The sequence below is a fragment of the Geitlerinema sp. PCC 7407 genome (genome assembly GCF_000317045.1).
In the GTDB taxonomy this organism is placed as follows: Bacteria; Cyanobacteriota; Cyanobacteriia; order PCC-7407; family PCC-7407; genus PCC-7407.
Window position 1 is genome coordinate 3,440,342 of the sequence record NC_019703.1, and the last position, 13,507, is coordinate 3,453,848.

7 protein-coding genes are annotated in these 13,507 nt (G+C 45.6%); all 7 read right to left on the bottom strand.

The features are described from left to right. Positions 1 to 10: 10 nt before the first annotated feature. The 7 genes from GEI7407_RS13945 to queC all read right to left on the bottom strand — a co-directional run bounded on the left by GEI7407_RS13945 (position 11) and on the right by queC (position 13,503). The gene (locus GEI7407_RS13945) at positions 11 to 712 is read right to left on the bottom strand and encodes a hypothetical protein (protein ID WP_015172842.1); all 702 of its coding nucleotides are present in this window, start codon (positions 710 to 712) and stop codon (positions 11 to 13) included. Further along, positions 703 to 3,801: a protein DpdH gene (dpdH, locus tag GEI7407_RS13950; RefSeq protein ID WP_015172843.1), complete on the bottom strand. Its 3,099-nt coding sequence runs from the start codon at positions 3,799 to 3,801 to the stop codon at positions 703 to 705. The genes GEI7407_RS13945 and dpdH overlap by 10 nt, the downstream gene beginning before the upstream one ends. Further along, on the bottom strand, positions 3,798 to 4,712 hold the full coding sequence (dpdG, locus tag GEI7407_RS13955) for a protein DpdG (protein WP_015172844.1): 915 nt from the start codon (positions 4,710 to 4,712) through the stop codon (positions 3,798 to 3,800). The genes dpdH and dpdG overlap by 4 nt, the downstream gene beginning before the upstream one ends. Then, positions 4,709 to 7,243: a protein DpdF gene (gene dpdF, locus GEI7407_RS20355; protein WP_015172845.1), complete on the bottom strand. Its 2,535-nt coding sequence runs from the start codon at positions 7,241 to 7,243 to the stop codon at positions 4,709 to 4,711. Before dpdF ends, dpdG begins: the two co-directional genes overlap by 4 nt. Then, positions 7,240 to 10,530: a protein DpdE gene (gene dpdE, locus GEI7407_RS13965; RefSeq protein ID WP_015172846.1), complete on the bottom strand. Its 3,291-nt coding sequence runs from the start codon at positions 10,528 to 10,530 to the stop codon at positions 7,240 to 7,242. The genes dpdF and dpdE overlap by 4 nt, the downstream gene beginning before the upstream one ends. Before the next feature lie 136 nt (positions 10,531 to 10,666). Further along, a complete protein-coding gene (gene dpdA, locus GEI7407_RS13970; protein ID WP_015172847.1) occupies positions 10,667 to 12,802 on the bottom strand; it encodes a tRNA-guanine transglycosylase DpdA in 2,136 nt (711 codons plus the stop codon). Further along, the gene (gene queC / locus GEI7407_RS13975) at positions 12,781 to 13,503 is read right to left on the bottom strand and encodes a 7-cyano-7-deazaguanine synthase QueC (RefSeq protein ID WP_015172848.1); all 723 of its coding nucleotides are present in this window, start codon (positions 13,501 to 13,503) and stop codon (positions 12,781 to 12,783) included. The genes dpdA and queC overlap by 22 nt, the downstream gene beginning before the upstream one ends. Positions 13,504 to 13,507: the final 4 nt, after the last annotated feature.

The following is a 13,507-nucleotide window of genomic DNA, read 5'->3' on the forward strand; positions in this document are numbered from 1 at the left end:
TGTAACAAATTTAGTCAGAGAGTCGAATATAGAAGAAGCGGCTAATGCCATGTTCATTCAACCAATTTTGAACTTCAGGCGTAAGAAGATCGATAGTTGCTCCATGTGTTGCTGCTGCCCTCAAAAAATTCAATACAGTTGTAGGAACTTCGTTAGATTTAAGGCTGTTCCAGGCAACTGAGAGATTATCGATCGCTTGATCAATCTGCTCAAATTGCTGTGTATCTTTAGGAAAACCAATAGCCTTTAATTGGTTTAGGATACGCCGAATTGTCTGAACAGTTGGTTTAAAGGTTTCAATTTTTGCCAGAAGTCCCAGCAATTCTTCATTAGTACTAGGTACGCGCTGGTTTTTGTATCCTATCCAAGTCTGCTTCAAGTGGCTTTCTAATTCACCTCTCAGAGCTGTGACTTTAATTTGAAAAGTATTGAGTCTGAATTTCTCAGTCAGCCATTCCCGCTCCTTCTGGAATTCCGTAATTGTAGTTGTGACTTCTGCCAGTAATAGATCAACCTTCTGACTGCAATCAAAATCAACTAGTCCTCTCTCACGAAAAGCCCTCAAAGCTATTACCAGTGGACGTAGTTCGTTAACTACTGACTCAATTTTGTCCTGACGATCGCGAAAATTCTTCAGATCTGTTGCATTTTTTCTAAGTGAAACAACATGCGTAGCTAACTGGCTCAACTGTTGACAATCGTCTACGAGCATGGTGATTCTCCTTTAATTTCATGCGCTAGTTGCTGAAGTTCCAGGAGCGATCGCTCAATCCCAATATAACTGGCTTCCAAATCCCCTGCTCCAGTACTTCTTAAGTCAGCCAAACTTTTTTGGGTCGATTCCGTCGATTTGTCTACCGCTTGTCTCGCAAGGTTCAGGAACCTGGAAATGATTTCAACAGGACGCTCACTTGCGCTACTCAAGTATTGGAAAAGAAGCCCTATCTCTTCAGTGTTCTGAATCTTTTTCATCAAATCCAGATAACCCTTCAGCCTTGCATTCTCAAAATTTTTCATCGCTTCCATTAAGGCATCACGATTAGAAATACCAGGAATGCCTGCTCCTCTAACCTGGTCAATTGTTTTAGTAAGGGACGCAACTACTTCTTTTTGTGAAAAGTCTTCACCTAGCTCATTAATAAGTTGCTGGTAAACATTGAGTTGGCGGTCGCGCTCTTCCCGAACAGCTTGCTCCAAAAGCTCATCGATTGCCCTCCGGGTGTCACCAATCGCCTTAAATGGCTGGTCTGTGCTGGAATCTGAAACATCAACCTGAGGTTTCCATTCATCAGCAACTGCCTTTAATGGAGAGACTAATTGTGCTGCATCAATCATTTGAAGTACAGCCCTCCCTCCTTTTGTACAAGGAATCCTTGCTTGCAAGATTTCTTGTAGTTTGGGTTGATTCTTTTTCAAGGTATTAAACAGCTTCTGCCAATAATTGGCTCGGCTGCTAATCTCAACTTTTTCCAGATCAGTAAAAACAGCATTAATGCGATCCTCCAGGTTGTCCGTAGGACGACCCGCCATCCGACCAGCGATCGCCAGCAGCTCAACTACTGCGGGTACAGGATCCCAAGCTTGCCGGGTTCGAGTTGTACATTTTGGAATTTCATTTAAGACGAAATTGCTCCATTCCTCCAGTTTCCTCGCATAGATCCGGAAGAAGGTTGAGCCATCAGGAAACTTCCAATGCTTATAGTGGTTGTAAAGCAGAATAGCTTGAAGAGCGATCGCTGTATCTCCGAGATCATCAGGCACTAAGGGAAGTAGCAGTTCAACATCTCTGACCTGTGAGGACGTTGCTGCATTGCGAAAATTAATATTACGTTGCTTAAACAGTTTGTCACTGAACTGATTACGCAGAAGCAATTCTGCGTCCCAATCAATCATTGCCTCAATGGCTGGAAAGAGCCTACGTCGTAAATCATCTGCTACATTTTGCGGTAGTTGTGTGCCATTTCGCCATTGATCAAGTGCTTGGAGTTGTTCCTCCAAACCCGTAGGTAGAGTAACTGAATCTGTCTGGTCAAGTATTGGTAGTTTAGCAACGTTCGTAGAAGTTGCTGTAGTCTCTTTTGCGCGTGTTGCAGTGCTTGTAGTAGGTAGAGAAATTGGAGTGGAAATTTCCTGCTGTTGAATTCCTAAGGCTGGAAGATCAAACGCTGTATGAATTTCAGGGGCAAGGTCATGGAGCTTATTGCCATCAGTCCAGAGATTCAGTAGGGCTTCACGGCGACGAGCATTTTCAGCAGTATCTCTGCTCTCAATTTCTCGAATTAGCATCGCACTGAGTGTACTGCCTCTAAAATGATCCAGCAGAAGCGGAGAAGGAAAACGACCTAGCTTAAGGTCGGAACCATGATACTCAAGTGTATAGCGCAGAACATCTTTAATCAGAATTCGGGGATTGAAAACGCCTGGATTGGCTCGATCGCGCATCCGCTCAATGGCTTTAGCACTGAAAGGGTATAGCCCCATACCATCCACTTGCCCAAACCCGTTATGACATGGAGTCCGATAGTCACAATCCATGCAGGCACTAGGAATTGGATTCCGAGGCTCACCTGTTTCCTCTTCTGCATCTTCCATCCATGTCTGGATTTCTTGGTTGCCCAACCGAACTGCATTCAAGTACCGCACTGCCAACTGCTGAACATCTGCTTGAGTAACCAGAGACTGATCACCGACCGCTTCGATATCCAAATTCACGCTAAAGTCAGTCCGTGTTCGGACTGTATCAATCAAGCCCTGGAAATAACCAGTGGTACAAGCGAGGGCTGTCCGCATTGGACATAGAGCCACCCCTTCAATCTGCTGTGGACGAGCTAAAACAGCTTCCAAAACTTCTCGATCAATTCCCTGTAACTTGGCAAAGTCTTCAATGAGTAGAATTAGCTCAACTCCCTGACGGGCTAAAGCTCGGCGCACGTCTAACATCAGTTGCTGTAAATCTTCTCGCCCCAGATTCAGGACTTTGGCAACTGCCTCATCCAGGTGCTCATTCAGCCAATCTACAGATGCTTGTTGAACTTCATCATCACCAACAAGGAGTGCGTAGAAGGACCGTGCGGCTGCGCTTGCTTTATCGATATCTCGAATGTCGCGAGGTAAATCCTCCACAGAAAATTGTCTTCTTTCCTCCACAATTTCAACGGAGTCACGATGCCCTAGTACATGTATTATGAGTTTGTGAATGATGCCTTCTTCTCTTAACCAATGTTCTCGGAAATAAGGATCAAAAAGCAGTGCTGGCAACGAATCAATTAAACCATTCTGGGTAAAGGAAAGTCGATTACGGTCATGTTTTCCACTTGGTCCAACCGCAATCGCTAGATTAGCCAAAAGCTGTTCACGAGCTTCAGCTTCACTAAGTGTATTGGTAGCTTGCCGAAGGCGGTTCCGATACTCGTCAAATTCAGATCCCTCAAGTCCAGTTAAGATACGTTCAATAATGTCTCTTAGGTTAGTGCCGACCTTAGGAATCAACAGCACTCGATAATGAGGCTCTTGGCGAATACTGCGGATTCGGGTATTCAACCATCGGATCAAATGAGATTTTCCTGTACCCGAAGTTCCCAACACTGGAACAAAAGCAAAATCTGGGGTTTCCAGAAAATCCTTCAGAAACTTCTCCTCATCATATGGCACTTTAGATTGAGCTTCGGTTAGAGGTTGGCGATACATCTTAATTGGGTGATGGGTCGCCAAAAAGATGTGATCTTCTGGTTGAGTGGCTTCTACATCCATTACTTTACGAACCATATCTGGATGCCAGCATACATACTTACTGAAAGTCATTGCTGCTCTCCATGGAGATTGTCTCCTAACCAGGTGATATGAGAGATTCGACTATCAGAGCCATCTAGAAATACCCATACTGCTGTATCTGAAAGCTTGTCTAACTTTATTAGCCCTTCTTCTTCTATACGACGAAGTGAAACGGATGTGACACTTGAGAGATAGTTATGCTCACGTTGTCCAACTTTTTGCTCAATTTCGTCCCGAAAAGCTCCAGATTCAAAAACAGGACAATACCTGCCTAGATTCAAAATGAATTCATTAACGGGGATTAGCTCAGAATTCTTTTGCTTGAATACATCCTTGAGAACTTTTCTTAGATAGTTTGTAGGATCTGGAACAATAGCCTTCTTTCCTAAAACTGAATGTCTCCAGCCGAAGTTCAGGAAGCAGAACCAGTACTCAAACTGCCGAAGACGCTCGTCATTCAATTTGTATGTTTCACCATCACTTAGTCCCGATATCTGGATTGCACCTACTTGTTCACTGAAAGACTCCACCATACTTTCTGAATCGGTAGGCGCTTCAAATATATCCTGATGAAGATACCAGGCGCAAAGAATGGCTAGATCATGATTCTCATAATTATCTAAATTAAAGAAAAGTTGGCTGAGAACGGTTGGAAGAAACTCATCACCGAACTGAGGATTCTTGGCTTTAACGGGCAAGTTTGGATGAAGAGCGATATCCTCATTGTCTGAAATGAATAGCCCTGATTTTATTCCTTCGTTGATTGCAGCGCGAGCCATGGAATATCTATCTTTCTCAGGTTTGTCTTTGACAAAATAATCTGGAGAAAGAATCCTCTCCAAAGAAGATTTCTTCTCCCTTTGTCCTCTAGTATTTAGCAGGTATCTAAATACACCTCGAATTCTACTTGGTGTAGCTTCCACATTCTTCAAAACACTCATAACCCTAATTCTCCACAAAGCAAATTTAGGCGAAAACTACGTCCAGTCCAAATATCCTGCAACTTTCGGTGTTTAGCATTGGGGTCAGGAATATCTTCAGGCAGGAACATAATGAGAGGAATACCTGATTTAAATGGCTGGTAATAGTGAGAAGGTAAAGCCTTGCCCTGGAGGTGATAAATCAATGTGGGAACTTTCGGCATTTGCAATGGCTGATAATCTTCAAACAGAAAAACCAATAATTTGCTAAAAACTGTATGCATTGAAGGAGGAGCCACGACGTTGAGAATACCTTCACGAATTAACCGTTGGAGAAGTTTGTTGCGATCGCGCGCTCCCTGTCTGCTCTCTGTTGCCTCATAAAAAATAGCGAGTATTGACTCTCCTGCTAAAAGCTCCAAAAGCACTTCACCCAGCTGAAATCGCGCTTCTTGCCATACTGGAAGGGGAACTGGCATCACTCCTGAAAAAGGAACAATCTTCTGTTGGCGACAAAACGGGCAACCACCACAGGATCGTTCAACATGAACACGACGACGTGGTGGGGTGGAACGAGCGGGAATTTTGTATGCCTCTGCAAAAATCTCAGAAATGCAACGCTTGGATTGCAGCGCCTCTCGCATCAAATTCAGACTCCGACTAGCCCACTGCTGACGCTGATTACGAGCAGGTTCTACTCGCTCTTGCCAGGTTTCTGGTACCAGATGATAGTCATTGCGAATTTGAATCGTTCGTAAATTCCGATGTCGTGCGATCGCATCGCTAAAAGCCTCATCAGAATCGAAAAGTGCCCGTTGCGGAGGCGCTTCTGCATCAATCTCAATCAAATTAGCCCGGCTCATCAAGGTAAGTGTTCGGATATTCCAGTCTTGGTTCCTTACACTGGTTGAGTCGAGGTCAAGGTTGTAGGAAGGCCGGACATCGATTGGAACTTGAAACCGCCCATCTGGTAAAGTTATCTGCTTATCGAACATCGCTTGCCAGCGCATTCTGCCGCGATCGCTTGTAATGTAGGTTATTTCACTTAAAGCAGAAGCAACGTCAAAATCTGACCGAGTATAAAGCGTTAAGGAGAGGGTTGCTTTTCCATCTCGACCACCGCGTCCGACCTCTTGATAGAAGCGGTCGATTGTTTCTGGTACACACAAATGCACAACTGCACGAACGTCTGGCAAATCGACTCCTAACCCAAAGGCAGAGGTAGCAACAACAATATCAATTCGTTGCTCTCGCCAGTCCTGTAAGAGCTGTAAACGCTCTTGTTGGTTGGATTTACCAGTCATCTTGGCGCAGCGATTGAAGCCTGCTGCTTTTAACTCTCGATGCCACTGGTCTACATCCGCGACCTTGCTACCGTAAAGAATCAGGGGGCGAGGAAGATGATGCAGTGCTTCAATTAAGCGTTGTTTCCTTTCTGCCTCATTGACGCAATAGGCAAACCAAAAGGTTGGTTCCGGGCGCAGTTGGACTGATGAAACTAACTGGAATGGTCCTGGTTGACCGAAGAGCGTCTCCAGGGTGTCTAGACAGGATTCAGTGACTGTTGCAGTAAGGAGCAGCGTTGGAAATACTGCTACTCCTTGCTGTTGGGCAACTCGCAATAAGTCTTTTCGCAAGCCTGCCAATTCCTGAAATTCAGGACGGAACTCATCTCCCCATTGCTCTACAATGTGAGCTTCGTCAATGACCAAATATCGAAGAAACCCCTGCCGTACTGCTTCATAAACACTGAATGCTAAAGACTCAATTAAGCCCTCTGGGGATGTAAATACAATCGGTTGAGTCCCTTGTCGGATGCGATCGCGGATTTCCTCGCGGCGCTCTTGTCCATCAACAGAAGCATCACTGTAATAGGCGGTTGCAAAATTAATCCCAGTTTTTTCTTGAAAGGCTCGCTCTTGATCAATGGCTAACGCTACGGTTGGGACGACGACCACTGTAACACCAACTGGTTTTGACTTTAACCATGCTGGTAGATGGGCACAGAGACTCTTGCCAGAGCCAGTGGGCAGATTAATCACCAGAGTTGATTGTGCTGGCGCGGTGAGAATTGAGCGAATTGCCTCTCGTTGTCCTGTACTCTGATAAGTATTGAAACCTAATTCAGCTAGAAAGGGGTCGCCCCCTTCAGGTTGATAATTTCGGCGCACCACTTCCTGAAATAGAGGCACTTCAGGAGATTGCTCTTCGGCTTCTGGCAACCAATCAGGTATCCAGGGGCGGGCACTCAAGAGAAAATACTCTGGTTGTTCATCTAGAATGTCCATACTACTCAATTCCCAAATCTGCCGAGATTTAGGAAAGGGTGCATTGCGAGGAACCTTTAGGATCGGAGAGTTCCCACCTTGTTGCTCAGCTTCTCGCCTCAAAACGTGACGGACGAGCGCGGTTAGATCTCCTGGTGCTGGTGTATGGGAACTTGATGCTTGCAATGCTTTTAGCAGGCGACGCTGACAGGCTTCAGCGACATCATCAGTCCCTTCCATTGCAACAAAGATATTCAGAGCATCTTGAATGGTTTGGAAACTCATTGGGGTCGTGCCTCCCCATTGGGTAATTTCGGCAGTCGTCCAGAGACAATGTAGAACCCGACAGAATCAAGACGAATCGCAGGAGTAAGAATCCCTTGAACGAAGATTTGACTTAGTGCTTTCTCCAGTTCATATTCTTGAGCCAGTAGAGAATCTGAGTGAGCTTGGGCTTGACGCTCTAGACGAAGGCGGAGTTGCTCCACTCGATCGCCCAACTTGCGCTTTGCCTGGGTTGCATACCGCTGACAGCGATCGCGGAACTGCTGCCGCTCTCGAAGAAGTTTTTCAGATCGGCTTCGAGTGCCTCGACAGAAATACTCCCAGTCATCTTGACTAATAAATTCATCTAAAACGAATGACCGATCCTTTGCCAGGTTGTAGTCTCGTGTTGGTTCTCTGTGTTGTGAGTACGGACGTTGAAGAATCTCTAATAACTTTGGATCTGTGACTGGTTGCATTCCCGTAGTCATCACCAAAGTTTCTACTGAAGGTGGGAAGAGAGCATCAGTTCGACGAATCAGCGCTGTTCTATTCGACTGGGGCCAACCATGACTTTGCAAGACTTCATCTAATTTAGACAGGTTTGTTTCTACAACATAATCGAACCGAAAGCCTACCCACTCTGCGCCTTCACTCGATGGCCAACTTTCCTCATGCCGCCAAAGGGCAAATGCTTGCCCCCGGTCATCCCAACGGACGAAATGAGCTAGTGCATCCAGAAGAGGATGCCCAATGCGGTAAACAGATACTCCAGGCTGTTGAAGAGCCTTTCGTCGATTGTACGTTCCTGTTTCAGCAAAACTGCTTGAGAACAAGCTGTAGAGATCTTTGACTGGAACCAGTGTTTCTCGACGACCTTTCAGGCTAGGTCGGTAAGCAAAGATGTCATCAGAGTTCTGATCCTGTCCATCCTGGAATTCTCGCTTGAACTGCAATGCTTCATAAACCCAGCCTTCCACCGCTTGCTTAAGCTTTCGATGCTGAGAGTCATAATCCTCAAGTTCCTGGAAATACTGAGCAGCACTTTCTTCCAGCGCATCAATTTCGTCTAAAGCATTTTGCTCGTCAATACTGACCTTTTCTCTGTGAATCTCATCATGAACGATCGCAATGGATTGCTTTAACCCATAGGCACCAGATTCAAATAATGCCTCAGCCAGATCAGGTAACTTGCGATCCACATAAAACTGAAGACTGGCGATAGACTCTTGAAAGATCTTGAAGCCGTCTTTCAAGACTTGAAACCAGGCATCGTGCAGACTATCTCCTACGTCCGCTCCCGCAAATACAACGTAATTCATTAATTGTCGCCGCCCAATGCGATTCATTCGACCGTGGCGCTGCTCTAAACGATTGGGTGACCAAGGCAAGTCAAAATGAATCATCCAGTCAGCAAACTGTAAGTTGTGCCCCTCTTCTCCAGAGGCATCACACACCAGAACAAAGCATCGAGGACTTTCTAGAAATTGGGTTGTATTAGCTTCAACCTCATCAATCGATTGTCCTACTTGGTAAGTTGCGATCGCCTCTTGTCCAAAAGCCTCTTTCAACGGAGCCACAATCTTTTGACAGGTATAACTAAAACTGGTGAAAACAACTGCTTTGAACGGGCGATCACCATTTTTCGTTCTTAACGTTGTCAGCACCACTTGTAATTGGTCAATGCGATCGCCAAACTCAGGTTGCTGCTGTAAGTTGTCTAACAGAGTTTGTAGAATATTACTTTCACCAGGAAAGAGAGGCGTTTTGAGAAACAACTCCGCTTCTTCACCAAAATCCTGAATCAGCGTTGGAGAAACACCACCACTTAGACGAGCAGAAATCAACTCCTGCAAAAGACCAAGCTCTGTCCCGCTAGCACGAAAAAGTAAAAGAAAGACGGCTCTGAGCTGCTGCCAGTCCTGATAATCAGGGTCATTCTTCATTCCCAAGGCGCGAACACGCCACTCATCCAAATACTCGTGGACAATGAGCGATCGCTCATCTTCGTCATATTCAACTCTAGGAATCACACCCGATTGGTCAAGCAGTACATCCTCCAAACTCTCACGGCGATTCCGCAGCATTCGTCGATGTAGACGGTAAGTATCACTAATATGAGTACGAATGGAACGAATTACCCTACTTTGTTCTTCAGAATCAACCTGTAGAGCTTGCAGGATGGTTTCTAGTTGATTCAACAGTAAAGATAAGCGCTCATCAGAGTTGAAGAGATTTTTGAGCTTACTCAAAGTCATCTTAAGAACGAAACTTGAAGCATCCTCTTTGAAGGACAGCAATACCCGCCCGATGTCCTGACGTAATCGTACTCGCTCTTTGAAACCGTCCAGATCTTCAAGGCGGTAAGTCATGGGGTCGAGCAAGTGCAGCATCGCCAGAAAAGCCTGTTCATGGTTTAGCGCGGGGGTAGCTGAAAGTAGTAGAACTTGCTTTGCTTGGTGGGCTAATTTTCTACAAAATTCAAAACATTCTCGCTGTGCTGAGTCCGGTGAAACTGCCATTCCTGCAATATGCTGAGCTTCATCCAGAACCAGAAAATCAGGTTGGAATTGAATATGAGTAGAGCGGATGTCCTCAATCGTCAACCAGTCAATCTCTTCGGAGAGATAAAACTTGGCTTCGAGTTCCTGTTGCCACTGCTTCAGCAAAGGCTTCGGAGCAATTACCAGCACTCGTCCCGTTGGGTTATCCAACAGGTACTGCCGTAATATGACCCCTGCCTCAATCGTCTTGCCCAAACCAACTTCATCGGCTAGAAGATACCGCTGAATAGAGTCTTCCAGCACGCGACGAACAACTTCGACCTGATGAGGATAAAGCTCGATGCTAGCAGAGAGCAATCCTGGCATACCACGACTAACAGCCCGCTGCTCAATTAAGCACCGAAAGAAATTAGAGCGGCGATCGTAGAAGAAAGGGGTTTCATGCCCTCTTAAGATAAGTACTTCCGTTGGGTCATCAATTGGGCGATTACAACGGACATGGATGTCTTGTTCAACGGCGTAGCAGAACTTCCCATCTGGCAAGTCAATTTCGTAGCGGCGATCGTCGTCATGCCACTTGTAAATCCTTCCAATCAGCCATGACTCTCTCTCCTCAGACCAGAGGTAGCAGCGGGTGTGCCGTTGAAGAATAACTCGTTCCAGTGAGCTGATCGGAACGGATTGCTGGATTCGCTCCCCTACTGATACAAAATATTCAATCTGAGCATCAGAATAAGAAATATCCTGAAGCCTCCCAGTTCCTAGACTATTAAGACGTGAGCGAACTAGAATACCTGGTTGCATGATCCTAGGTTTAAGCTGAGTCAGGCTATATAGATGCAGCCAAACTAGTATTCCCTTCCATAGAAGACATACTCACACCGATCACTATTGCTACAGCCGTTTACCTAGTATGACCAATTTCTCCTGAAGTGGCTATTTAGGGTTGGGCTAGGAGTTGTTTCAAATTGCCAGAAAATTCTCTTTCCGCCAATTCATCTTCTGCTTGAGCAGTAGGAGTGGTGAGATGCTTTAGCAACGATTGAAACCGTTTGTAAAAGACATAGGTATTATGAAACCCACGCCTGCGATTGCGATTATTATTTCTAAAAATTACTACTTCAATTCCAACATCCTGGCAAATCGCGCAATCGCAAACTTTCCAGGGCTTTTCCTCTAAAACTTCCCGGTATAGAGTCTCATGTGTAGCTCGTCGCTTCGCCTGAGCATCTAGATCAACTTTGCCATCTCGTGGCAGTTCAACCAGTTCATCGTAGGCTAGCACAGCTTCAAGAGTTGCCTCGACTCCAAGTTTATTCCTGTCGAACTCGCGCAATGCTTTGAGAGCATCTTGCTCTAGCTTGTGAAGCGTTGGCAAATCAGCGACTCCAGCAGCTACTAGCTTTTTAACCCGCAAACCATTATTTGCAACAGGCGGCACTCGGATCGCTGCGTAGCGTTTCCCCGTCATCGTATGATAATTTGCTGTTACCCCTAACCAAGCCTGCCGTAACGGGCTTGCCGAATCACAGCTCGTCACTCCCAAGTGCCGAAAGGCAGGGATTGTATCGATTCGAGCAACACCAAATAGGTGCATTCGCACATGGGATTGAAGGCGTGGGTGTATTGCTTCAAGAATGGGCAGAATTTCGGAGTTTTGGGCACGCGCCAATCCTCCTAGAGCAATATAGTCATATCCCATTTGAATCAATTCTTGTACCGCTGCTGCATAAGATTCAGGATCCCAACCCTGTGCCACGCCGATTGGAGTAAATTGATAGCCTCGTTCCTGGTGTTTTCCTAGAAACTCTGCTGCATTTTCAAGTGTTAGTTTGTATCGAAGATCTCGAATGCCTGGAACCGCAAATGGACCAACAATAAGGTGATCAATACTGACCCCAAAATCAAAACCAAGGCGTTCATAGTAATCTAAAATTTCATCTGTATTGTAAGGAGGAAGATCCTCTTTGATATAGCTAAATGCACCGCAATCCCCCATGATCTTTCCAGGGAAACGAACAAATTTATGAACCCCTAGTTCTTCGACTCTATTTCTCTTCGTTTGACTTTCATCTATGACAGCTTTAGAGACTAAAACCCCATCATAGTTAGGGGATGGAAAGAAGATTTCATGGGCGTAAACGTCATCAGCATAGGAGTCATGCCGATTAGATCCAAAGGAATCTGTTAAGAAATTGTACTCAGGATCAACCCGATCATCCCATTCAGGAATAAAGTACTGCATACCCAAGTGAACATTCGGGGCAGACGGTAAATCGGGGATGGGAATGAATTCACCTTTGTTTTTTTTCGTGGTGACTTGCTTAGGCTTGCTGCTTATTACTAATTGAGGTAGACCTAAATCAAGTTCAAGTTGAGTCGTTCTATCAATAATTTCCTGAAAACGACAGGGATCTTGGTGAATTTGTTCAAATAGATCAGGTTGCTCTGCCGCAACTAAAGCAAATTGTTTGAATAAAAAACCCTTTAACCCTACTGAACCAAAACCGTACTTCTTTGCCTCAGCGTTCGTGAGAGGCAAGACAAATGCTTGAGGATCTGATGTCTTAATTAAGTTAGAGCAACTCCCTGGAGCTAAGAAAATCCAAGTTTGCTCCTCGTAAAGGGTGAGCGGTAATGAGATTGCTCTTAAATACTTTTCACCTAGTAGAACAAAAATCAAATCATAGTCAGAAATTATTTTTTCAAGTGATTGATGTATCTTTAATCGTTTTGCCCAGTCATCTATCTCATGCCCTTTCATTGTGTTGAAAGTGACTTCGTAGGGTGCAATTACACGATCTTCAGGAATCAATCCATAACCTGCTGAGATGATAAATACATCAATTTCAGGCTTCTCTAAAGTCTTCCGTAGAGTTCGCACACCCTCCATCAATTGGGTATGCTGCATCCCCGTATACATTTCTCCTGCCGGAGCCATAAACTCAGAAAGCTGCTTTTCTCTTTTGCGGAGTCGAGCAGCGTGCGTAAAATCTTCCTGAGTGAGTTGATTCTCTGGCTTAAATCGCTTTTCCCCGGTACACGATGTAATGATTAAGACACGGGGGTAGCGCATCGGTTCTCCTGTTCGTACAATTCTCGCCCTACTAACGTTGCCAGATCGGGTCTACCTGCGTCAATCAGGGCACGATCGCGAATCCGGCAAGAGTCGCACAACCCACAGGGTTCATCCTCGCCTTGATAGCAAGACCAGGTGAGGTGAATCGGAACACCTAGTTGTAACGCACGATGCACGATATCTACTTTGGAATCCATAACCAGTGGAGCCACAAGCTTAGGGGCATGCCCTTCTAATCCAGTCTTGGAGGAGAGGGTTGCAAGATGCTGGACAGCTTCTAGGTACTCCGGTCGGCAATCAGGATAGCCAGAATAGTCTACGGCATTGATTCCCAAATAAATTGCTTCGGCTCCTTTGGCTTCAGCCAGGGATAGAGCGATCGCCAAAAAGACCGTATTCCGCCCCGGCACATAAGTAATGGGAATCACACCAGGCTTCACACCGTCAGTCGGCACATCCACAGCCTGGTCAGTCAAGGCAGAACCGCCCCACTGCGCCAAATTCACATCCACCACAAAGTGTTCCTTGATCCCCAAATGTTCAGCGACCCGCTTAGCAGCAATGAGTTCGCGATCGTGCCTTTGTCCGTAATGGAGCGATAGAGCAATCAACTCGTAACCATCAGCGATCGCCTGAGCAGCAGAGGTCGATGAATCCAGACCACCAGACAATAAAACAATAGCTTTGGGAGCATTCATGGTT